Here is a 22,681-nt window from a genome sequence, read left to right as displayed (position 1 = left end):
CAAAATGCACGGAAACACGTCAAATATAAAAATCACTGAAAACAAGGCTATTCAAGGTATGACTGGCTATAAGAACCTAAATCGATTCTCCATTGCGCCGATGCTCGACTGGACTGACCGCCATTGTCGTTATTTCCATCGTTTATTGAGTAAAAACACTTTGCTCTATACTGAAATGGTAACCACTGGTGCAATCATTTATGGAAAAGGTGACTATCTTGCTTTTAGTGAGGAAGAACATCCTGTTGCACTGCAACTTGGGGGAAGTGATCCTGCGGCTTTAGCACAGTGTGCCAAGTTGGCACAAGAACGTGGTTATGATGAAATTAATTTAAACGTAGGCTGTCCGTCAGATAGAGTACAAAATGGCCGTTTTGGTGCTTGTTTGATGGGGGATGCACAGTTAGTTGCTGATTGTATAAAAGCAATGCAAGACGTTGTTTCAATTCCCGTTACAGTAAAAACGCGCATTGGTATTGATGAACAAGATAGCTATGAGTTTTTATGTGATTTCATTGAAACCGTTTCTACCAAGGGCGGTTGTGAGATGTTTATTATCCACGCTCGTAAAGCGTGGTTATCGGGTCTGAGTCCGAAAGAAAATAGAGAAATTCCACCCCTTGATTATCCTCGCGTTTATCAGCTAAAACGTGATTTTTCACACTTAACAATGGCAATTAATGGTGGAGTGAAAACACTAGAAGAAGCTAAAGAACATCTAAAGCACCTAGATGGTGTGATGGTTGGACGAGAAGCTTATCAGAATCCATCGATTCTTACTGCTGTGGATAACCAATTATTTGATGATAAATACCCTGTCGTTAATGGTATTGAAGCCGTTAGGCAGATGTACCCATATATTGAAAATGAACTCTCAAAAGGGGCTTATTTGGGGCACATGACACGTCACATGTTAGGTATTTTCCAAGGCATACCCGGAGCACGTCAGTGGCGTCGATATTTGAGTGAGAATGCTCATAAAAAAGGTGCTGACTTGGCGGTTGTTGAGCAGGCACTTGCCCTAGTGACTCAAGGTGAATAAGTAAATTCAAAAAGGCGTCAATGCATTTAACTTTAATATTGACGCCCTTTTAATCACTTAAGGAATTAACAAACTTGATCCTTGAGTATGTCTTTGCTCGATGATGCGGTGAGCTTGTTGTGCATCTTTTAGGGCAAATATCTGCGATTCAGGGACATCAACATTGAGTTTTCCACTTAATATCATGTCAAACAATGCTTTGCTGGCTTGATCTAACTCTGCTCTATTCGTGACATAACCGCTAAGTGATGGTCTTGTGACGTACAAAGAACCTTTTTGATTTAAAATGCCTAAATTCACCCCAGTAACGGGACCTGATGCATTACCAAAGCTGACCATTAAACCTTTGCGCTTCAATGAGTCAAGTGATGCTAGCCATGTAGCTTGACCTACAGAGTCATAAACGACATTGACTTTTTCACCATCTGTTATTTCTTTAACGCGAGCAGCGATATCTTCTGTTTGGTAGTTAATCACTTGCCAAGCGCCAGCATCTTTGGCTCGTAATGCTTTTTCATCTGAACCCACTGTTCCTATCATCTTGGCACCGAGTGCTTTTGCCCACTGACAAGCGATGAGACCAACACCGCCAGCGGCGGCATGGAATAAAAATATCTCATCACGCTTAACTTGATAGGTCTGGTTGAGCAAATAGTAAACAGTCATTCCTTTCAACGAGCAGGCAGCAGCTTGTTTAAATGAAATATCATTAGGTAAATGGGCGACTGCACTTTCAGGTACATTGTGAATTTCACTGTAAGCGCCTAAAGGGCCTTGTGCATAAACAACGCGGTCTCCAGGTCTGAAGCCTGTTACTTGGGAGCCTGTTTTTACGACAATACCGGCGGCTTCTGTGCCAAGGCCTGCGGGTAAATTGGCAACAGGATATAACCCACTGCGGACATAAGTATCGATAAAATTGATGCCGATAGCGTGATTTTCTATTTGTATTTCGTTATCTGTAGGCTCGTTCGGGGAATAATCTACAAAGTTCAGAACTTCAGGACCGCCTGCTTGTGCGAATTCAATACGTTTTGCCATGACAATCTCCAACGGGTATAAGTGCATTTATTTTCATGTGTATGCATTAACAATATCAATCGTATGAGTTTAACGCTATACACAATAACAATAATTATGAGTTAGCATATTGTACTCTTTAGTTTCCTTTAAGGGACGAAGAAAGAAAGCCGCAACAAGCGCAAGATTGGCGTATACTAACGGTCGGTTAATTATAGACGTGGATAACGAAGAATGGCTAAAAAACCCTATTCAGATTACAAGGCAAGCGCGCCGCGAGATCACCAAATGGAAGGACTGAAACTTCCACCGCATTCTCTCGAAGCGGAGCAGTCTGTTTTAGGGGGACTGATGCTTGATAATGAGCGTTGGGATACGGTTTCTGAGCGTGTTGCTCAGGCAGACTTTTTTAGTCGACCACATCGTACTATTTTTTCGCAGATGCAATTTTTGCTCGAACAAAGCAAACCTATTGACTTAATTACCCTTTCGGAATCACTGGAACAACAGGGTGAATTAGATAGTGTAGGCGGATTCGCTTATTTAGCCGAATTGTCAAAAAATACACCAAGTGCGGCGAATATAAACGCTTATGCAGATATCGTCCGTGAACGTGCCATTGTTCGTGACATGATTTCGGTCGCAAATGAAATTGCGGATGCAGGCTATGATCCCCAAGGGCGTAGTAGTGAAGATTTACTTGATTTAGCGGAAAGTAAAGTTTTCCAAATTGCCGAATCAAGAGCGAATAAAGATGAAGGGCCAAAAGGTATTGAAGCTATTTTGTCTGAAACAGTAGAAAAAATTGAGCAGCTTTACCAGCAGCCTCATGATGGTGTGACAGGGGTTTCTACTGGTTATCAAGATCTTGATAAGAAAACAGCAGGCTTACAAGGCTCTGATTTAATAATTGTTGCAGCTCGCCCATCAATGGGTAAAACCACATTTGCTATGAACTTGTGTGAAAATGCGGCAATGACTGAAGAAAAACCAGTTCTTATTTTCAGCTTGGAGATGCCCGGTAACCAAATCATGATGCGTATGTTAGCGTCACTATCTCGAGTAGATCAAACACGTATCCGTACAGGTCAATTGGATGATGAAGATTGGGCGCGTATTTCGAGCACAATGGGTATATTGATGGAAAAACGCAATATGTACATCGATGACTCTTCAGGGTTAACACCAACCGAAGTCCGTTCTCGTGCGCGACGTATTTATCGTGAGCATGGTGGCCTAAGCCTTATCATGATTGACTATTTACAGTTGATGCGGGTGCCTTCGTTATCAGATAACCGCACGTTAGAAATCGCAGAAATTTCTCGTTCTCTGAAAGCATTAGCCAAAGAACTAAACGTTCCAGTGGTTGCATTGTCGCAGCTTAATCGTAGCCTTGAGCAACGGGCAGATAAACGACCAGTAAACTCCGATTTACGTGAATCAGGTTCTATCGAGCAAGATGCTGACTTAATTATGTTTATCTATCGTGATGAGGTATATCACGAAAATAGTGAGCTAAAAGGTGTCGCAGAAATTATTCTAGGTAAGCAGCGTAACGGACCTATCGGCAGTGTGAGGCTGACGTTTAATGGGCAGTGGTCACGGTTTGATAATTATGCAGGGCCTGCGTATAACGATGATGAATAATCTTCCTCGTCATATTTTGAGTTGTAGCGTTGTTGGCTTCATTCTATGGCTCTAGGAACAACTCAAACTATTTAGAGTATTAAAATTAAATAACGCACTAAAACTAAATAATTTTAAGAATGTCATTGGATTATTTATGGAATAATTTTTTATTCATAAAGAAACAATATCGAATGGAATTTGGTGTTTTTTAGCGTATAACAAATAAGAAAACAGACTAAGCTGCCGTGGTGCAGCTTAATTTTTAGTGGGTTTAGATAAAAACGAATGAGGAAAAAATGAAAGCGGCAACTGCATTAATAAACCGCCGCGCTCTGCGACACAATCTGCAACGTGTTAGAGAATTGGCACCCAATAGCCGTCTCATTGCAGTTGTTAAAGCAAACGCTTATGGTCATGGATTAGTTGGAGTCGGGATAGCAGTTCAAGAGTCAGTGGATGGTTTTGGTGTTGCTCGCCTTAATGAGGCCATCTTACTGAGAGAACATGGTGTGACCAAACCCATTGTATTGCTTGAAGGTTTTTTTGAGCCTGCTGATTTACAGTTAATGGTTAAGTACCATATTGACACCGTGATCCATTGTACTGAACAGCTCGAAATGCTGGAAAACGCTGAATTGTCTAAATCGCTTAATGTTTGGATGAAGCTCGATACTGGTATGCACCGCTTAGGTGTACTGCCTAAAGATGCCGAAGCATTTTATCAACGTTTACAGTCTTGCGAAAATGTTGAATTGCCTATCAATATTGTTAGCCATTTTTGTCAGGCTGATGCGCCTGAATTAGCGACTACAGCGAATCAAATAGCCTGCTTTAAACAATTTATTGCTAACAAAGCGGGAGCTAAATCCATTGCCGCGTCAGCGGGTATCTTATTGTGGCCAGAAGCGCATTATGACTGGGTTCGCCCAGGTATCATCATGTATGGTGCATCTCCACAAGAAGGCAAAAGTGCCCAAGATTTTGGTTTACAGCCTGTTATGACATTAAAATCTTCACTCATAGCGGTCAGAGAGCATTTCGCTGGGCAAAGCGTTGGTTATGGCGAAACGTGGTGCAGTGAAAGAGATACTCGTTTAGGTGTGGTGGCAATAGGTTATGGGGACGGATATCCGCGTAATGTGCCGTCGGGCACACCAGTATTAATTAATGGTCGAAAAGTGCCTATCATTGGTCGGATTTCAATGGATATGACTGTCGTTGATTTAGGTCCTAATGCAGAAGATAAAGTGGGCGATAATGTTATTTTATGGGGAAGTGAACTACCTGTGGAAGAAATTGCAGCACAAACAGGCATCATCAACTATGAACTCTTAACTAAGCTGACATCACGAGTTGCAATGGAATATGTAGACGAATAGCTGACAAAGGGTTATTTTCACAATACAAAGCAAAATGATAACAATCCAGTAGGAGATATCCTGTGTTCCAACATGTTGATGCATACCCGGGCGATCCAATTTTATCGCTGATGGATGAATTTAATAAAGATACTCGCGATAACAAAATCAATTTAAGTATCGGTTTGTACTATGATGGTGAGGGCAAAACGCCTGAGCTTGGTACAGTCGGTACAGCTAAAGCGAAACTGCAAAAACTGCCCGCGAGCGCTTCATTATATTTACCGATGGAAGGTTTTAAAGATTATCGTACTGAGTTACAAAAATTAGTATTTGGTGAAGATTGCCCGTTACTTGCACAGGAACGCATTGCTACTGTTCAAACTATTGGTGGCTCAGGTGCATTAAAGTTGGGTGCTGATTTTTTAAGTATCTACTTCCCTAATTCTGACGTTTGGTGTAGCGATCCTACATGGGAAAATCACGCCTCCATTTTTTCTGGTGCAGGGACGAAAGTCCATTATTACCCTTATTTTGATGAGAAAACCAAAGGGGTAAAATTTGATGAAATGTTGGCAACCTTTAAGACATTGCCAGCAGATAGCATCATTTTAATGCATCCGTGTTGTCATAATCCTACAGGTTCTGATTTGACACCTGCTCAGTGGGATGAAGTTACCAAAGTTGCACTTGAACACAAACTTATTCCATTCTTAGACATTGCTTATCAAGGCTTTGCGCAAGGGATTGATGAAGATGCATATGCCATTAGAACAATGGTAAAAGCAGGATTACCTGTCTTTGTGAGTAATTCATTCTCTAAAATTTTTGGTATCTATGGTGAACGTGCCGGTGGCTTATCTGTTATTTGTAAAAATACAGATGAACGCGACCGTGTACTGGGACAATTAAAAGCAGGTGTACGTCGCCTGTATTCAAGCCCTCCATCAAATGGTGCAAAAATTGTTGCTGCGGTTTTAACTGACAGTGCGGAAAAAGCGAAATGGTTGGAAGAAGTTGAAGCAATGCGATTGCGTATTTTAGAGATGCGTACCGTATTGGTTGATGAATTGAAAAAAGCACTACCAGAGAAAAATTTTGATCATCTGTTAAAACAACGTGGTATGTTCAGTTATACGGGCTTTTCTAAAGAACAAGTTGCGCGTTTAAAAGATGAATTTGCGGTGTATTTAGTTGGTACAGGCCGTGTTTGTATGGCAGGTGTTAACCGTCGAAACGTACCACGTATTGTTGAAGCGTTTGCAGCGGTAAACCAATAATGAGCTTATTGATGACGTGATAAATTGATACGTTATCAGCTATAAAAAAACGCAGGATTTTCCTGCGTTTTTTATTGTCAAAAATGGCCTCAACTAAAAATAACTCTCGATATACGAGAAATTAGTAGCCACGATCCAAGATAGCTTTTAAGAAAGGTGCTGTATGAGACTTTTTACACTCAGCCACTTCTTCTGGGGTGCCTGCAATTAGAATTTCACCACCACCGCTACCCCCTTCAGGGCCTAAATCGACAATCCAGTCAGCGGTTTTAATGACATCAAGGTTATGTTCAATAACCACAATTGTATTACCTTGATCACGTAGTTGATGTAAAACAACTAAAAGCTGTTGAATATCCGCAAAATGCAGACCCGTTGTTGGTTCATCAAGGATATAAATGGTTTGTCCTGTCCCGCGCTTAGAAAGCTCTCGAGATAACTTAACTCGCTGCGCTTCACCGCCTGACAATGTGGTAGCAGATTGACCAAGACGAATATAAGATAGCCCGACATCCATTAAGGTTTGCAGCCTACGAGCAAGTGCTGGTACGGCATCAAAGAATTCACGAGACTCTTCGATAGTCATATCTAACACTTCATGAATACTCTTACCTTTATATTTAATTTCTAAGGTTTCGCGATTATAGCGTTTACCTTTACATTGGTCGCAAGGTACGTATACATCAGGTAAAAAGTGCATTTCGACTTTAATTACACCATCACCCTGACAGGCTTCACAACGGCCACCCTTGACGTTAAAGCTGAAGCGTCCTGGATTATAACCACGTGTACGTGATTCAGGAACGCCTGAAAATAGCTCACGGATGGGGGTAAAAATACCCGTATAAGTAGCTGGATTTGAGCGAGGCGTACGACCGATAGGACTTTGGTCGATATCAATCACTTTATCGAAGTGCTCTAATCCTTCAACATCTAAGTAAGGCGCAGGTGTAATGACGGTTGCACCGTTCAGTTGGCGCTGTGCAATAGGGAACAAAGTATCATTGATCAGTGTCGATTTACCTGATCCAGAAACGCCCGTTACGCAAGTAAATAGACCGACAGGTATTTTCAATGTGACATTTTTAAGGTTATTACCTTTTGCCCCAAACACCGTGAGCGTTTTATCTTTATTGATAGGCACGCGTTTTTCAGGAATTTCTATTCTACGTTCGCCGCTTAAAAACTTACCGGTTAATGAGTCAGGGTTAGAAAGAATATCGTCTAATTTACCTTGAGCAACAATTTGCCCACCGTGAACACCGGCACCCGGTCCGATATCAATGACATGATCGGCTGCACGAATCGCATCTTCATCATGTTCAACAACAATGACAGTATTACCCAAATTACGTAGGTGAATCAGCGTTTCAAGTAAACGATCGTTATCACGTTGATGCAAGCCGATTGAAGGTTCATCAAGGACATACATGACGCCCACAAGACCCGCACCGATTTGGCTTGCAAGACGGATACGTTGAGCTTCACCACCTGATAAGGTATCCGCTGAACGGGAAAGAGAGAGATAATTTAGTCCAACATTGACTAAAAACTTCAAGCGGTCGCCAATTTCTTTTAAGATTTTTTCAGCAATTTGTGCCCGTTGCCCACTGAGTTTCAAGTTTTGGAAAAACGTCATTGCATGACCAATACTGTAATCAGCAATTTCAGGTAAGGTGGTATTTTCAACAAAAACAAAACGTGCTTCTTTACGTAAACGTGCTCCATTACAGGAGATACAAGGGCGATTACTGATATATTTTGCTAATTCTTCGCGAACTGCTGTTGATTCAGTCTCTTTATAACGGCGCTCCATATTGTTGAGCACCCCTTCGAATGGATGATGGCGAACGGTAATATCACCTCTATCATTACGATATTTGAATTCGATGGTCTCTTTGCCTGAACCGGAAAGAATAATTTTTTGAATCTCAGGGGACAGCTCGTCATAAGGTGTTTCAACATTGAATTTATAATGTTCCGCTAATGACATAAGCATTTGGAAGTAATAGAAATTACGACGATCCCAACCACGAATAGCGCCACCTGCAAGTGAAATTTCGCTATTTTGGATGACTCTTTCAGGATCAAAAAATTGTTGCACACCTAAACCATCACAACTTGGGCAAGCCCCTGCCGGATTGTTAAATGAAAACAAACGTGGTTCAAGTTCCATCATGCTATAACCACAAATGGAACAAGCAAAGTTAGCTGAAAAAATTAACTCTTCAGCGCTGGGATCGTCCATATCCGCAACAATGGCAGTACCGCCCGAGAGTTCTAAGGCAGTTTCGAATGATTCGGCTAAACGTTGGGCAATATCATCACGAATTTTGAAACGATCGACCACAACTTCAATGGTATGTTTTTTTTGTAATTCAAGTTTAGGAGGATCGGAAAGATCGCAAACTTCACCATCGATTCTAGCGCGGATATAGCCTTGGGTTGCCAAGTTATCGAGTAACTTAACATGCTCACCTTTACGTTCTTTAACCACAGGCGCAAGTAGCATCATACGACGATCACTTGTCAACGCTAAAACGTTATCAACCATTTGGCTGACCGTTTGTGCAGCAAGCGGAATATCATGATCAGGACAGCGTGGTTCACCAACACGGGCAAACAATAAACGCAAATAGTCATGAATTTCAGTAATCGTCCCCACCGTTGAGCGTGGATTATGAGAGGTTGATTTTTGTTCAATCGAAATCGCAGGTGACAGACCTTCTATATGGTCAACATCAGGCTTTTCCATTAAAGATAGAAATTGCCGCGCATAGGCAGATAGAGACTCAACATAGCGACGCTGCCCCTCTGCGTACAGGGTATCAAATGCGAGTGATGATTTTCCTGAGCCAGATAAACCTGTAATAACAATCAGTTTGTCGCGAGGGATGGTGAGATTGATATTTTTCAGATTATGAGTGCGGGCACCGCGTACTTCTATATTATCCATTTACCACTTCCCGGATGATTTGATAGTGAACAATCTTCAGTCAGATATTATCTCATAGTTTTTCCTGATTGGATATACAGTGTTTCTATACTCGTCATATTTATACTCGTCATATTTCAAGCCGCAGCGTTGTTGGCTGCATTCGCTAACCTCGGTCACATACTTGTGTATGCTCCCAAGGATTAACTCAATTGCCGCCTAGCTGCAACTTGAACTATTTAGAGTATATGTCATGAAGGTTAGGTCATATTTCAAGCCGCAGTGTTGTTGGCTGCAACTTGAACTATTTAGAGTATATGTCATGAATGTTAGGTTATATTTCAAGCCACAGCGTTGTTGTCTACCGTTCTAATTATTTAGTGCCTATACTGAAATTAGCACGACAAATCTTGCTGCGATTTGGAAAGCGCTTCGCAAGTTAAATTTCTTGTTGTCAATTTCGTGGTGCAATACAGACAGGTCGTGGTAAACTTCACCGCTAATCCAAAGATTAAATTGAATGCATCAGGAGTGTTAAATGGCCAGCAGAGGCGTAAATAAAGTAATTCTAATCGGGAACCTAGGACAAGATCCAGAAATCCGTTATATGCCTAACGGCGGAGCCGTGGCTAACCTGACTCTGGCAACTTCTGAAAGCTGGCGCGATAAGCAAACCGGTGAAACTCGTGAAAAAACAGAATGGCACCGTGTTGCTATCTTCGGAAAACTTGCTGAAATCGCTGGCGAATATCTGAAAAAAGGTTCACAAGTTTATATCGAAGGTGCTTTGCAGACGCGTAAATGGCAAGACCAGAGCGGTCAAGATCGCTATACCACAGAAGTTGTTGTTAATGTTGGCGGTTCAATGCAAATGCTTGGTGGACGTGGCGGCGACATGCCATCACAAAGCCAAGGCGGCCAAGGTGGTTGGGGTCAACCTCAGCAACCTCAAGCTCCAGCTCAACAATTTAGCGGCGGTGGTGCACCAGCACGTTCATCTGCGCCAGCACCACAAACTAATGAGCCACCAATCGACTTTGATGACGATATCCCGTTCTGATAATTGACCTAAAAGTCATTTAGCTGAAAATATAAGATCATAGCTTATATAATGCACCCCAACGTTGGAATTCAACTTTGGGGTGTTTTTTTATCGCTGAACTTGTTTAATTTTCGTTTTGGTACAGATTCTGACATCAGTATTAAAATAAATGATTTTGCAAAAGAGTGTGAATCATCCGCTTTTACGTATTATTATCGCAATATGGTAACAACATTAGCTGAGAGAAATATCATGATAATTAGAAACCTGATTAATGGGGAAGAAATGCAGTTATTTAAGGTCTTTAGCTGCGCAATACATGATATCGCATCAAAGGATTATACTCAGGAACAGATAAATGCGTGGGTACCTAAAAATACTGACATGGCTTTATGGGCCTCTCGTATCAGAGCGTTAAAGCCTTATGTTGCGGTTATTAATGAGGAAATTGTTGGATATTCCGATTTACAACCTAATGGCTATATTGACCATTTTTTTGTTTCAGGGGACTATGCTAGACAAGGCGTTGGTACATCACTCATGAAGCATATTCATGAAGAGGCTAAGCTTCGTGGTATTAGCACTCTGACTGCAGATGTTAGTAAAACCGCCGAGGCATTTTTTCTACATAATGGCTTTTATGTTGTTGAGCGAAAATTTCCTGTGCGACATGGGGTTGTATTAGAAAATGCATCAATGAAAAAAATACTTATATCTTAACTAAAACATTAAAAATAACGCCTATCATTGAGTTTTACTCAAAACAAAGCCTGCAACAGTAGCAAATCAAACATCATCACTAAATTTGATTCGAATGAAGATATTTCAATAGTATCATTGTGATAGCTCACAGCATCGTCATAGATAGGGAAATGCAAATCTGACATGGACGCTAAACTGTTTGCACTTGCACGGGTAAAGGCTACTACCGTCATACCTATTGTTTTTGCTATGCGTACTTTTTCTAAAACTTGCTCAGTTTCTCCTGAGCGCGAAACAGCTAAAAATACTGAGTAGCGAGATGCATTATTTATAAAGATATTTTTGCTATCACTGAGCCCAGATAAAAAGGCTTCTTTGCCTAATAACTGTAAACGCTTACTGATATATTGGGCAAATATATGCGAAAATCCCGCTCCATAAATAAAAAAAGCATTTTGTTCATTAATTAATTTAATAAAGGCGTGTTTTGTTACATCAGGTATTAAAGATTGTGTGTTTTGGTAATTGAGCTGAAATTGAGAAAATAAAGGATCGCGATTTTCAATGGATGATAAAGCAGGGCGCTCTTTTTGTGGGTTTGCAAGCTGTTGTTTACAATAATAAATCAGTTCACTGTAGCCTGAGAAATCGAGTTTTTTACACAACCGCATAATGGTAGTGGTAGAAACATAGTTGAGCGTTGCAAGCTCTCGGATCGTGAGCTGTCCTATTTTTTCAGGATGATGAGTCAGAAAAGAGAGTATGCGGTATTCAGCTTTCGTTAAATCACCGGCCTTTGCAACCAAAGAGGCTAATCGATTGGACACTGAGATTTTCCCCTCTTCAAGTCATCTGAGAAATAAGATAAAAGAATGCTGATTGATAGTTAAGATTATCAGCATTCTTTATCCATTTCAGATGAAGTGCAAGTAAAGAGTTGTTTCTCTATTTAAGTCACAACCTTTGACGCTGATTACGCTATCAATTTACCTTCTTGATATTGTTTACGCAGCTCAGGCCAATAAGCTTTGTTCTCTTCAATCATATCATCCAGAATTTTTTTCGCGTGAACCATAGATGGAACGGTCTTATTTAATGTAAAAGCTTGTAACGCTTTTTCGTAATTTCCTTCAAGAGTCGCTTCAACTAATAGTTGTTCAGAGGCTAATTGTTGCTCTAACAGCGCTTGATGGAAACGTGGAATTTCACCAATACGAATTGGTTCTGGACCATGGGCTGTAATGTAAGCGGGAACTTCGACCATTGCATCGAAAGGTAGGCTAGCAATTGCCCCTTTATTTTCAACAATCACTAGATGACGTTGACGTAAATTAAAGGCTAATGAGCAAGCAACATCAACGATAAAGGAACCATGGACACCAACGTGGAAAGCATCAGGTAAAATACCGGTTTCTTTATAAACGCGAGCCGCTTCGAATAAACGCTTTTCACGACCATCCATCACTTCATTGGCACGAGTATACTCAGGATTTTGGTGCTCAACCATATCATTAGCCATTAAATAATATTGTAGATATGGGTTAGGAATATAATCTGGGAATGCTTCCATTAGAGGCTGAATATTACGCCAAGTTTTGACCCATGAAGGGTCTGAGTGTTGTGGATCTGTTTGTGCGGCATCTTCCGTTAATAAGCCAAATTTTGCGATGTGCTCACGTAACTGAGGCAGTTTCTCTTCACCTTTAACGCGTATAGATGTGAACCAACCAAAGTGATTTAGTCCAAAATAGTCTACATCAAGGTCATGGCGGTCAACATTGAGGATCGCTGCCATATTACGCATCGCGGCGACTGGCATGTCACAAATATTGAGTACTTTGGCATGAGGGCGTAAACGGCGAACACCTTCTGCCACAATAGCTGCGGGGTTAGAATAGTTCACAATCCATGCGTTATCAGCATATTTTTCTACAAAATCAATTAACTCAACCATTGGCAAAATGGTACGCAGTCCATAGGCTAGACCACCAGGGCCGCAAGTTTCTTGACCTACAACACCATGGCGCAGTGGGATTTTTTCATCTTGTTCACGCATGGCATACTGGCCTACGCGCATTTGAGCAAACACAAAATGTGCTCCACTGAATGCCGTTTCTGGATCTGTGGTGACGGTAAATTTAATGGTTTCGCTATGATCGCGAATTACTTTTTCTACCACTGGTGCGATAACATTTTGGCGATTAGCATCAATATCGTACAACCGAATTTCAGCAATTGGAAAGTCAGTTAAGCGCACCATTAGGCTTTTTACAATTCCTGGCGTATAGGTACTGCCGCCACCCGCGATACTCAGAATGAATGGGGGTTTATTCATGTTATTTCTCCTATTAAAGTACGGCTTCAACCGCTTCTCTCATTTTTTTGACATGCAGTCCATAGACTACCTGTACACTATTCCCATGGCGCACAACGCCTTTGGCACCTGTTTGTTTTAACGTTTCTTCATTGATGACATCAGCATCTTTTACAGTGACTCGCAAACGGGTGTAGCAGTTGTCAACACTGTCGATATTTTCTCTTCCACCCAGTCCTGCAATAATTTGCTCACCGACAGGTCCGGTTTCAGTAAGCGGTGTCGTGGACGATGCAGTAGATTGTGGTTGTTGCTGATAATCCGCTTTACTATAGAGGCGCGTTTCTTCGTCATCAGCTTCACGTCCTGGTGTTTTAAGGTTGAATCTCAAAATTAGGAAACGGAAGGTGACAAAATAGAGCGCAGCCATAATCACACCGACTAAGACATACATAGGCCAGTTTGACTTTTCGATGCCTAATGGCAGGTTATATAAGACAAAATCGATGACGCCATTTGCGCCGATAGCATGGACATCGAATAGGTAGAACAGCATCATGCCGATGCCTGTTAAAATGGCATGAGCAAAGAAAAGGATTGGGGCGACAAAGAGAAATGAAAATTCTAAAGGTTCGGTGACACCCAGTAAAAGGGACGTTGCAGCAGCTGGGATCAAAATAGCCTTGGCGATTTGTTTTTTCTCTTTCTTAGCTAACATAATCATTGCTGCTGCGGCAGCGGTTAGGCCAAACATTTTTGAAATACCACGGGCATCCCACACCACGGTAGGGCTAAGCTTAGTGACCGACGGACACGCCATTTCAGCAAAATAAATATTGCGTGCGCCTTGGTATACGGTGCCACAAACTTCTTGTACGCCACCAAGCTCGGTATAGAGGAATGGGGTATAAACGAGGTGGTGTAAGCCCGTTGGGATCAGTATGCGTTCGAGAAAGCCATAAATCATCGGCCCGAAAGCACCTGCACCATGAATGCCAAGAGCCAGTTTGGTGATCCCGGCTTGAACAAATGGCCAAATTTCGCTCATCAGCACGCCAAGTAAGATCATAAAAGGAATGGTGATAATAGAGACAAAACAATGGCCTGAGTAGATTGCCATGATGCCGTTGAATTGACGGCCTGAATATTTGTTATAGAGCCAACCTGAAAATCCGCCCGTTAATATGCCTGCAAAAACGCCCATTTCTAGCACTTGTACGCCAAGTACTAAACCGTGACCTGCTGCTCTCATTGTTTCTATAGGCAGTAATTTATCTTGCTGGGTTAGTATGATATTCATAGCATTAATAAAAATGATAAATGCGACAAGACCAATAAGTCCTGCATAACCTTTATCTTTTTTAGCCAGTCCTACCGGGATACCAACGGCAAAAATGAGCGCTAAGTTACTGAGAAGGGATACCGCTGATTTAGCGAGTAATTGACCGGTTCCTTGGATAATAGGGTGATTTAAAAAAGGTAAGTATTCAGCAAGATTACCGTTACCAAATAGATTACCGAGTGCAATATACAATCCCACAATGGGCAAGATCAGAACGGGCCCGTAAAGTGATTTACCGAAGGCTTGCAAGGCATTAATAATATTTTTCATAAAGTGTCTCGTTATTGTTATTTCACACTCAATACCATTCCAGCATCTTGCGTTGCCGACTAATCAAAATCAAGCTATCTGATTGATTTAAAAACATATCACTTTAAAAGTAACATGTTACCTTTTGCCATGTGATACAGCTCACTGACGGAATTTTAAATTTCCAATTTTTATACGGTGGAAAAACTAGAACTCATTTTAATTATTTAAGTAAGGAAGGTTTGAAGTAGTGACATAAAGAGCACGTATGAATTGACGCTGAATGCTTTAGGGTTGCTAGTATGGCTAAACATACAGATAAATATAATGTCATCTGACATTGATAAAATACTGAGTTTTAATTAAAGGAAAAAACAAGTGTCGACAATCATTTTAGCTATTATTCTCGGTATTGGTGCTACGATAGTGATGGATATTTGGTCATTAGTACTGAAATTATTCAAAATACCAACTCTTGGTATGTCTATGATTGGTCGATGGGTCGGTTATTTATTTAAAGGACGCTTTTTTCACTATCCTATTATGAAAAGTGACGCGATATATGGTGAAAGTGCGCTTGGCTGGGCTGCTCATTACGGTATTGGTATCATTTTTTCATTTATTTTTATCTATTTTGTAGGGGATAGTTGGTTTGCTCAACCTACATTTTGGCCTGCTTATATTTGGGGTGTTATTACAGTTGCAGCACCTTATTTTATGATGCAACCAGGATTTGGTTTCGGGGTTATGGGGTGTAAAACGCCGCATCCAAATAAAGTCCGTTTAATGAGTTTTCTGGCTCATAGTGCATTTGGTCTTGGACTTTATCTTACGGGATTAGTGATTAGCGACGTTATCTAAAAAAAACGATAATAATAAATCCTAATTATTATTTCAGCAAAATTATAAATTTATTTTTTATTCCGATAATATCAAAAATAGAAAATAGAACATTAAGAGTTTATTAATTTTAATTTTTAAATAGATTAAGCTCTAGTGGTATTTCACATAGAGCTTACTTTAATTGAGAGAATTTACGATTTTAAAATAATATTTTATCATATTGAACTATCAAGCTACCTTGGACCTTAGCAACAATGGGTCATTGTGTCTAAAACCCGAAACTCGATATATGGATGGTGATGTACCTAAATATGTTCTAAATCGTTTCGCGAATGATTGTTGAGAATCAAACTGGTATTTTAAAGCTATATCAATGATTTGAAGGTTTGTTGAGCAGAGGTCCTTTGCTGCTTCACTGATCCTTCTACGGCGAATATATTCACCAAGCGGCATGCCAACTATTTTTCGAAATACACGTTGTAAGTGCCATTTTGTGTATCCTGACTTTTTGGCAATATCATCAAGCAATAAACGACAAGTTAAATTTACTTCTATCCAATCAATTAATTCATTAATAATGATTGATTGGAATTGAGTGTGTTTTTGGCTATATAAAACTAATATTTCTTTATGCATAATTTATTTCCTACGGTTCTTATTTGCAGCATATCCCTCATTGTGTTGTTTTAAAATAAATAAAGATTAAACAAAGTATAATACAAATCGTGATTATGTAGTAACGAGTTTATTTATAAAAAATAAGTAAATTAAAATACATATTTCATATAAAACCAGCTATTAACATTCATGCTAAGTTGAGTGATAAGCGATTTTTCATATTTATCTACTGTAAATCCTAAATTTTCATATAGCTTTTTTGCACCAGTATTATTCTGTGCAACATATAATGAGATATAATCTATATTATTGTTTTTACTTATGTATTTCATAATCCAGCGTAGAATATATTTACCAATTCCTTTACCTTGGAATTGGTTACTTACCCCAATGTAAGAGATATAGGCTTCATGATCATCCGGTGAGTGGTTGAATAACGAACAGATCCATGTGGCTTTTATTGTTTTTAATAACCCAAATTGTCGACTTAGTTTGAGTGCTGAACTTGCAAAATTTAGGTTTGCTACTGGCTTATCAGTTGCCATGCAGATACCAAAGGCTGCTACGATTTCGCCTTTATAAGAGGCAACAAATTGTTGCTCAGATTGTTCAATAAAATGTAATTTCCATAATTCATTGAACAAAGATTGTTGTTCGGCTTTTGACGAAAATTTAAGTTTGTTAAATTTATTAGCAAAAGACTGAAAAAATAGCGCTGACGATGCTAAAACTGAGTTCTCAGAAAGAGGTTCTATGATTAAGTCGCTAACATCGAAATCCGATTTTTCATTTAACATTTTCAATCCCTTTTTAATTATAGCAACAAGTGCTTTTAAACTCAGTTAATTGGACTTATTGCTATTCGACTAGTTTATAAAACTGATATTTTACAGGATTCTCTTAGTGATCGCTTAGCTAGGAATGTGCGCTTTTAACCGCCAGTAGGTTAAAAGAATTAGCAGCGAAATGACGATAGAGAGAATATTCATGCTTTGCCACCCTAAAGTGAAAAATAACACACCGGCACCAAGGCTTCCAACCCCACCAAAAAAGTAGATCAAAAAATCAGTCATACCTTGCACTTTGGCTTTTTCATGAGGTTCATAGCAGTGAGGTAATAAATTTGTAGTACTGATTAATATTAAATTCCAAGCAACACCAACAAAGATACCCGCTAATAAATAGTGATAAAAACTATGACCAATCAAGTTCATGACGGCAGATAACATAAGTAAAATGACGCCACAAAAAATAATACGCTTAGCCCCGAGATGATGTACGAGTAGCCCAGTAAAGAAAGAAGGGGCAAACATACCTAAAATATGAAATTGAAAAACAATTGCGATTGATGAAAAAGGAAAGTCATGCTGTTTCATCGACAGTGGAATTGAAGCGAAAGTGAAAACGACAATCGCGTAACCCACGGCACTGACAAAGGCAGTTAATCTTAATATTGGTTGAGAATACAAAATTTTATAACTACGTTTTACTGCATTTTTCTCTTCGGATGTTTTAGTGATTTTCTTCAATGGAACGATGAGCAGCAAAAGAAATGCAATCAAATAAATACCGATTAACGCAGTGAACGGCCCTGCAAATGGATACTTTGCAAAAAATCCTTGAGTTGTTATTGCGAGGGTCGGCCCTATGAGCGCGGCGACAATACCACCACTCATGACTAACCCAATTGCTTTGGCATGTAGGTATTTAGGGGCTTCATCTAATGCCGCAAAACGAAATTGCTGTGCAGTACCAATTGCAATTCCAGTAAAGAATAAGCCAATCGAAAAATAAATGAGATTACTTTCTAAAACACCAATAATTGATAGAATAGCACCGATTAACCCACCAATATTTCCAATAATAAAACCTATCCTTCTTGAATACCTTTGCATTAAATAAGCAATTGGAATGGTGGCCATAATTAGGCCAACATATTGACTTAATAAGGGAATTGTTGAATAGGTCGGATCTGTCGCGAGAGATTCTCCGATCACGACAGCAACAGAAAGTACAATCGCATTTCCAGTTATAAACAAAGAAAGAGAAATGGCTAACCACCAAACTGATTTTGGCATGAGATCCTCAATATATTAAAAATAAATGTTATTGTTATTGTTGTATTAAACGGAGTTTTCATGCTGTTATTTTTATAACTGCAATCATTTTGGTTTAAGTCATGAATCGAATTTTACAACTTCAAGTTGACTTTAAGTCAAGAGGGATTCGCAATATTTCCGCTCTATTTTTATTGGTGATTTATTCTTATATTTCAAATAATATCGGAGTATTCAACTAATAGAATGGTTTGTGACTTAGATCTCATTTAATGCGTGTACGTTATAAAAATAAAAAAAAGGATTGTCAGGGGAAAAAAATTATGTTTTCTTAAAGACAGTTAAAAAATAAAAATGAATAATTTAAACAAGATAGATTAAACAGGAAGAACCCGTGAATATGACGACTAATCACTTAAACCTACTACTACTTACCGCGCCATGTGCCGCGGTGGTCGTGCGTGTGGTGGTGGTCGTGGGCTTAGCGCCGTAACGGGTCAAATCAACGCAGATTTTGAAACCCCGCCGGCGCAAACCGAGCGGGGTTTTTTATGACTCTTCGCTTGGACCCGCAGGCAAGTGAAGGATAAAAATTATGAGCGAGTCGGATACAATATCACCACGGAAAACCCGTTATACAGGCGCGGAATTAATTGTTCACCTCTTAGAAAAACATGGTATTACGCTTGTTTCCGGTATACCAGGTGGCGCGGCATTACCTTTCTACGATGCTTTAGGGCAAAGTAAAAAAATACATCACATTCTTGCGCGGCATGAACAAGGCGCAGGTTTTATTGCTCAAGGGATTGCCCGCACAACGGGTAAAGCTGCTGTATGTATTTCATCAAGTGGGCCGGGAGCTACTAATCTTGTTACGGCTATCGCCGATGCAAAACTAGATTCTATCCCTTTAGTTTGTATTACTGGTCAAGTTCCTTCTTCCATGATCGGTACTGATGCATTCCAAGAAGTGGATACTTATGGTATTTCCATTCCTGTGACTAAACATAATTATTTGGTACGTAATATCAATGAATTGCCACAAGTTATTTGTGATGCATTTCGTATCGCAGAATCGGGGCGTCCGGGACCCGTCTGGATTGATATTCCAAAGGATGTTCAAACCGCAACTATAGAATTAGCTGAATTGCCTGATATTTCGCCTAAAGATAAACCACCTAGCTTTGAGATGGAAAAAGTCATTCAAGCAGCGAAAATGATCAATGAATCTAAGCATCCCGTTCTTTATTTAGGTGGCGGTGTTATTAGTTCCGAGTCAACGAGTACAGCTATCGCTTTTGCAGAAAAAGCTTCATTACCGACTACCATGACATTAATGGCTTTGGGGACGTTACCGATTCAGCACCCGCTTTATCTGGGGATGTTAGGTATGCACGCTGCTCGTAGCACTAATATGGTGATGGAAGAATCTGATTTACTGATTGTTATCGGTGCTCGATTTGATGACCGTGCGATTGGTCGCGCTGAAAAATTTTGTCCGAATGCAAAAATCATTCATGTTGATATCGATAAAGCCGAAATCAGCAAAATTAAGCGGCCAGACATTGCTATCCATGCAGATGCAGGACAAATATTGGAATTACTGTTACCACTTGTCGAACGAAATGAGCGTAAAGAATGGTTGCAGCAAGTTAATGAATTAAAACAAAATTATGCTTTAGATCTAAGCGAAGCAGATAATCCACTTAGCCATTATGGGTTAGTACTTGCCACGGCGCGTGCTGCTGGGGAAGAGGCTATTGTGACCACAGATGTAGGGCAGCACCAAATGTGGGCCGCACAAGTTTATCCTTTGACGCGCCCACGCCAATGGTTAACGTCGGGTGGGTTAGGCACGATGGGTTTCGGTCTGCCCGCGGCTATTGGTGCAGCGCTAGCGAATCCGGATAAAACCGTGGTTTGTTTTACGGGTGATGGAAGTTTAATGATGAATATTCAGGAGTTGGCAACTGCGGCGGAGCACAATCTCAATATAAAAATCGTGTTAATGAATAATCAAGCTTTAGGAATGGTACATCAGCAACAAAATTTGTTTTTTGAAAATCGTATATTTGCTGCAGCTTATCCGTATCAGACTGACTTTGTTAAAATTGCGGCAGGCTTTGGTTTACAAACTTGTGACTTAAATAATGAAGCTGATCCTGAAATGGCGCTTGAGGCCATGATGAATAGAAAAGGTCCTTGTTTAATTCATGCCTTGATCGATGTAAATCAGAAGGTCTATCCAATGGTTCCACCCGGTGCCGCTAATATTGACATGATCGGAGCGTAATTATGACACTTGAATATCAACCAATTGCATTAGAGTTAATCGTTCGTAACCATCCGGGGGTGATGTCACATATTTGTGGTTTGTTTGCCCGCCGCGCATTTAACGTTGACGGCATTCTCTGTATGCCTATAAAAGGTAAAGATGAAAGCCGTATTTGGCTATTAGTTCAAAATGACGAACGTTTATCTCAGATGGTTAATCAAGTCGAAAAACTTGAAGATGTAAAAGAGGTTCGTTTTAGCGATGATTTACGTTTGTTTGAGACCATGCAAAATTATTTGCAGTAAGACTTAATTCTTCCTTTTAATCAGTCTGCGATCTGTGTTCAATTTTTTATGAACATAGATTACAGGCTGATTTTTATTTTAGAGTACGCTACTTTTATAGTGATATAAACGGTATTGAATCTCAAAATTGCAACATTTGTTTGTTTTTAGATTGAATTGTTTCTTAAAACGAACAGTGGTGATATAACAAGGTTATTGAAAAAAGAATCTCCATAAAGACGTCACTTATTGGGGAAAGCATTTATAAAGGCTGATTTTTATGCAAAATAATATTTATCTTACTGATACTTATCAATATGAAGTGGAAACGATGCTACTAGCACAAGGAGAAGATGAAGAAGGGCGCTGGGTTGCTCTGACAGATAATATTTTTCATCCTCAAGGTGGTGGGCAACCCGTTGATACTGCTTGGATAAATAATGAGCTTGTTCGAATTAAGAAACAGCTTAATGGTTTAATTATTGCTTATATTCCGAATGAATTAGTTCTGAATGAAGGTGAACAAGTTAAAGCGCATATTGATGGTGAAAAGCGTCGTCGCTATGCGGCTCTGCATACAGCGGGGCATTTGTTAAACTGGGAATTGCGACGCTTTGGTTGGATGGCTCAAAAAGGACATCATTTTCCTGATGAATCACGCGTTGAGTTCACCATGTACTCTGATGATGCGACGCCTTTTGAACAGTTAGATAGTCAGCAAATTGAATTAATTGTTAATCAAAGCCTAAACAGTCAACGGGTTGTAGAAATCATTCAAAAGGGTGAACTACGCATTAGTTATATTGATCAAACGGAAGAAATGCCTTGTGGTGGTACGCATGTAAATGCATTGGAATGTATTGAGGATTTTTCTATAAAATCAATGAAATATAAGAAAAATGTATTGCGCATTAGCTATGATGCAAAACATATCGCGGTTTAAATGCCATCACTAAGATGGGAATACGTCATCACAACGGTGGCTTGTACATCTTCTTCCATGCATAAGTAGGCGTGGGGCAAATCACCACTAAATGCATAAAAATCACCTGCTTCCAGTACAATAGTTTGAGAGTCATTCAAACGTAACATGAGTGAACCTGAATGCAACATAATGTGTTCATGGGTTCCACTCATGTGTGCTGGGCTATTAATAAGAGCCCCTCGTTTCATATTTAGTTGCCAAATTTCTGAAATATTTCCCATATTAATGCGAAATTTAAACTGTTGTGAGTAATCTTCGTCAGAAGGCGATGATTTTACCAAATAGGGGTAGGCCTCATGCTGGCGAGTGAATAAATCACTTAAAGGAAAGCGTAAAGCAATCGCAATTGCCTCTAAAGTATCAATGCGTGGGTTAGAGCCGCCGGATTCTAATTTAGATAATGCGGCTTTAGATATTCCAGATAGGCGAGATAATTCATTTAAGGAAAGGTTTCTAGCTTGCCTTAAGAGGCGCACTTTTTGCCCAATTTTTATATTAATCCTTTTATCCATGACTCATCTTTCCTTAAGCTCTAATTTATTCTGTTAATTCTACCATCATGAAAATGAAATGTCAGAAAATCACCGATATAGATATATTATTTTGCAGATAATGTAGGGTTATTAATAATAAATATTTGATATTTTAACTGCAAAAAAAATAACACTATTTAATGTGCTCGGAAGAATTTATAGTAGGAAAATTG

The 22,681-nt window shown here is 39.7% G+C and carries 20 protein-coding genes; 11 read left to right on the top strand and 9 right to left on the bottom strand.

Features of this window, described 5'->3' with window-relative positions; translation table 11 throughout:
- The first annotated feature begins 4 nt into the window (after positions 1-4).
- Positions 5-1,042, top strand: a complete 1,038-nt coding sequence (gene dusA, locus ACTH6U_RS04715; protein ID WP_441831672.1) for a tRNA dihydrouridine(20/20a) synthase DusA — start codon at positions 5-7, stop codon at positions 1,040-1,042.
- A 57-nt stretch (positions 1,043-1,099) separates the two neighbouring features.
- Here the strand turns inward: dusA and ACTH6U_RS04710 are convergent, their stop codons facing one another.
- A complete protein-coding gene (locus ACTH6U_RS04710) occupies positions 1,100-2,083 on the bottom strand; it encodes a quinone oxidoreductase (RefSeq protein WP_294104637.1) in 984 nt (327 codons plus the stop codon).
- A 213-nt stretch (positions 2,084-2,296) separates the two neighbouring features.
- On the opposite strand from ACTH6U_RS04710, the gene dnaB reads away from it, so the two are divergent.
- The 3 genes from dnaB (at position 2,297) to ACTH6U_RS04695 (ending at position 6,329) form a co-directional block, all read left to right on the top strand.
- A complete protein-coding gene (gene dnaB, locus ACTH6U_RS04705) occupies positions 2,297-3,709 on the top strand; it encodes a replicative DNA helicase (RefSeq protein ID WP_294104635.1) in 1,413 nt (470 codons plus the stop codon).
- A gap of 278 nt (positions 3,710-3,987) precedes the next feature.
- Complete coding sequence (alr, locus tag ACTH6U_RS04700; RefSeq protein ID WP_441831671.1) at positions 3,988-5,070, top strand: alanine racemase; 1,083 nt, start codon at positions 3,988-3,990, stop codon at positions 5,068-5,070.
- 62 nt (positions 5,071-5,132) lie between these two features.
- On the top strand, positions 5,133-6,329 hold the full coding sequence (locus ACTH6U_RS04695; protein ID WP_294104630.1) for an amino acid aminotransferase: 1,197 nt from the start codon (positions 5,133-5,135) through the stop codon (positions 6,327-6,329).
- A 121-nt stretch (positions 6,330-6,450) separates the two neighbouring features.
- Here ACTH6U_RS04695 and uvrA read toward each other — a convergent pair whose 3' ends face one another.
- On the bottom strand, positions 6,451-9,285 hold the full coding sequence (gene uvrA / locus ACTH6U_RS04690) for an excinuclease ABC subunit UvrA (protein WP_336429517.1): 2,835 nt from the start codon (positions 9,283-9,285) through the stop codon (positions 6,451-6,453).
- Positions 9,286-9,802: 517 nt separating this feature from the next.
- Here uvrA and ACTH6U_RS04685 point away from each other — a divergent pair.
- Both ACTH6U_RS04685 and ACTH6U_RS04680 read left to right on the top strand, forming a co-directional pair.
- On the top strand, positions 9,803-10,324 hold the full coding sequence (locus tag ACTH6U_RS04685; RefSeq protein WP_294104628.1) for a single-stranded DNA-binding protein: 522 nt from the start codon (positions 9,803-9,805) through the stop codon (positions 10,322-10,324).
- A gap of 51 nt (positions 10,325-10,375) precedes the next feature.
- Entirely contained in the window at positions 10,376-11,026 is a 651-nt protein-coding gene (locus tag ACTH6U_RS04680) for a GNAT family N-acetyltransferase (protein ID WP_441831670.1), read from the top strand.
- A 38-nt stretch (positions 11,027-11,064) separates the two neighbouring features.
- Here ACTH6U_RS04680 and ACTH6U_RS04675 read toward each other — a convergent pair whose 3' ends face one another.
- The 3 genes from ACTH6U_RS04675 to ACTH6U_RS04665 form a co-directional block, all read right to left on the bottom strand.
- The gene (locus ACTH6U_RS04675; protein WP_441831669.1) at positions 11,065-11,835 is read right to left on the bottom strand and encodes a MurR/RpiR family transcriptional regulator; all 771 of its coding nucleotides are present in this window, start codon (positions 11,833-11,835) and stop codon (positions 11,065-11,067) included.
- A gap of 146 nt (positions 11,836-11,981) precedes the next feature.
- Positions 11,982-13,343 carry a 6-phospho-alpha-glucosidase gene (locus ACTH6U_RS04670; RefSeq protein ID WP_441831668.1) on the bottom strand — a complete coding sequence of 454 codons (1,362 nt, stop codon included), beginning with the start codon at positions 13,341-13,343 and terminating at the stop codon, positions 11,982-11,984.
- 13 nt (positions 13,344-13,356) lie between these two features.
- Positions 13,357-14,934 carry a PTS transporter subunit EIIC gene (locus ACTH6U_RS04665; RefSeq protein ID WP_441831667.1) on the bottom strand — a complete coding sequence of 526 codons (1,578 nt, stop codon included), beginning with the start codon at positions 14,932-14,934 and terminating at the stop codon, positions 13,357-13,359.
- Between the two features lie 357 nt (positions 14,935-15,291).
- On the opposite strand from ACTH6U_RS04665, the gene ACTH6U_RS04660 reads away from it, so the two are divergent.
- On the top strand, positions 15,292-15,774 hold the full coding sequence (locus ACTH6U_RS04660; RefSeq protein WP_441831666.1) for a DUF2938 family protein: 483 nt from the start codon (positions 15,292-15,294) through the stop codon (positions 15,772-15,774).
- A gap of 210 nt (positions 15,775-15,984) precedes the next feature.
- On the opposite strand, the gene ACTH6U_RS04655 is transcribed toward ACTH6U_RS04660, so the two are convergent.
- From ACTH6U_RS04655 to ACTH6U_RS04645, 3 genes are all read right to left on the bottom strand, one after another.
- Entirely contained in the window at positions 15,985-16,392 is a 408-nt protein-coding gene (locus ACTH6U_RS04655; protein ID WP_336429500.1) for a helix-turn-helix domain-containing protein, read from the bottom strand.
- A 131-nt stretch (positions 16,393-16,523) separates the two neighbouring features.
- The gene (locus ACTH6U_RS04650; RefSeq protein ID WP_441831665.1) at positions 16,524-17,171 is read right to left on the bottom strand and encodes a GNAT family N-acetyltransferase; all 648 of its coding nucleotides are present in this window, start codon (positions 17,169-17,171) and stop codon (positions 16,524-16,526) included.
- A 114-nt stretch (positions 17,172-17,285) separates the two neighbouring features.
- Positions 17,286-18,452: an MFS transporter gene (locus ACTH6U_RS04645; RefSeq protein ID WP_294104583.1), complete on the bottom strand. Its 1,167-nt coding sequence runs from the start codon at positions 18,450-18,452 to the stop codon at positions 17,286-17,288.
- A gap of 379 nt (positions 18,453-18,831) precedes the next feature.
- Between ACTH6U_RS04645 and ivbL the strand changes: the two genes are divergently transcribed.
- The 4 genes from ivbL to ACTH6U_RS04625 all read left to right on the top strand — a co-directional run bounded on the left by ivbL (position 18,832) and on the right by ACTH6U_RS04625 (position 21,933).
- Positions 18,832-18,924: an ilvB operon leader peptide IvbL gene (gene ivbL, locus ACTH6U_RS04640; protein WP_294104581.1), complete on the top strand. Its 93-nt coding sequence runs from the start codon at positions 18,832-18,834 to the stop codon at positions 18,922-18,924.
- Between the two features lie 102 nt (positions 18,925-19,026).
- Positions 19,027-20,724: an acetolactate synthase large subunit gene (gene ilvB / locus ACTH6U_RS04635; protein ID WP_441831664.1), complete on the top strand. Its 1,698-nt coding sequence runs from the start codon at positions 19,027-19,029 to the stop codon at positions 20,722-20,724.
- A gap of 2 nt (positions 20,725-20,726) precedes the next feature.
- Positions 20,727-21,011 (top strand): acetolactate synthase small subunit, encoded by a 285-nt coding sequence (ilvN, locus tag ACTH6U_RS04630; RefSeq protein ID WP_294104577.1) that lies wholly within the window; start codon positions 20,727-20,729, stop codon positions 21,009-21,011.
- Positions 21,012-21,270: 259 nt separating this feature from the next.
- Positions 21,271-21,933, top strand: a complete 663-nt coding sequence (locus ACTH6U_RS04625; RefSeq protein ID WP_294104575.1) for a hypothetical protein — start codon at positions 21,271-21,273, stop codon at positions 21,931-21,933.
- Here ACTH6U_RS04625 and ACTH6U_RS04620 read toward each other — a convergent pair.
- Entirely contained in the window at positions 21,930-22,487 is a 558-nt protein-coding gene (locus ACTH6U_RS04620) for a helix-turn-helix domain-containing protein (protein WP_294104573.1), read from the bottom strand. The two genes, ACTH6U_RS04625 and ACTH6U_RS04620, sit on opposite strands and share 4 nt — an antisense overlap.
- Positions 22,488-22,681 lie beyond the last annotated feature (194 nt).

It is taken from the genome of Providencia sp., from assembly GCF_052096715.1.
GTDB lineage: Bacteria > Pseudomonadota > Gammaproteobacteria > Enterobacterales > Enterobacteriaceae > Providencia.
This window is presented reverse-complemented; position numbering and strand designations above follow the sequence as displayed.

Coding starts and splice junctions, on each gene's coding strand:
- ACTH6U_RS04655 (WP_336429500.1), bottom strand. CDS start 16,392: ATGCATAAAGAAATATTAGTTTTATATAGCCAAAAACACACTCAATTC.
- ACTH6U_RS04685 (WP_294104628.1), top strand. CDS start 9,803: ATGGCCAGCAGAGGCGTAAATAAAGTAATTCTAATCGGGAACCTAGGA.
- dusA (WP_441831672.1), top strand. CDS start 5: ATGCACGGAAACACGTCAAATATAAAAATCACTGAAAACAAGGCTATT.
- alr (WP_441831671.1), top strand. CDS start 3,988: ATGAAAGCGGCAACTGCATTAATAAACCGCCGCGCTCTGCGACACAAT.
- ACTH6U_RS04620 (WP_294104573.1), bottom strand. CDS start 22,487: ATGGATAAAAGGATTAATATAAAAATTGGGCAAAAAGTGCGCCTCTTA.
- uvrA (WP_336429517.1), bottom strand. CDS start 9,285: ATGGATAATATAGAAGTACGCGGTGCCCGCACTCATAATCTGAAAAAT.
- ACTH6U_RS04625 (WP_294104575.1), top strand. CDS start 21,271: ATGCAAAATAATATTTATCTTACTGATACTTATCAATATGAAGTGGAA.
- ACTH6U_RS04665 (WP_441831667.1), bottom strand. CDS start 14,934: ATGAAAAATATTATTAATGCCTTGCAAGCCTTCGGTAAATCACTTTAC.
- ACTH6U_RS04670 (WP_441831668.1), bottom strand. CDS start 13,343: ATGAATAAACCCCCATTCATTCTGAGTATCGCGGGTGGCGGCAGTACC.
- ivbL (WP_294104581.1), top strand. CDS start 18,832: ATGACGACTAATCACTTAAACCTACTACTACTTACCGCGCCATGTGCC.
- ilvB (WP_441831664.1), top strand. CDS start 19,027: ATGAGCGAGTCGGATACAATATCACCACGGAAAACCCGTTATACAGGC.
- dnaB (WP_294104635.1), top strand. CDS start 2,297: ATGGCTAAAAAACCCTATTCAGATTACAAGGCAAGCGCGCCGCGAGAT.
- ACTH6U_RS04680 (WP_441831670.1), top strand. CDS start 10,376: ATGCACCCCAACGTTGGAATTCAACTTTGGGGTGTTTTTTTATCGCTG.
- ACTH6U_RS04650 (WP_441831665.1), bottom strand. CDS start 17,171: ATGTTAAATGAAAAATCGGATTTCGATGTTAGCGACTTAATCATAGAA.
- ACTH6U_RS04645 (WP_294104583.1), bottom strand. CDS start 18,452: ATGCCAAAATCAGTTTGGTGGTTAGCCATTTCTCTTTCTTTGTTTATA.
- ACTH6U_RS04710 (WP_294104637.1), bottom strand. CDS start 2,083: ATGGCAAAACGTATTGAATTCGCACAAGCAGGCGGTCCTGAAGTTCTG.
- ilvN (WP_294104577.1), top strand. CDS start 20,727: ATGACACTTGAATATCAACCAATTGCATTAGAGTTAATCGTTCGTAAC.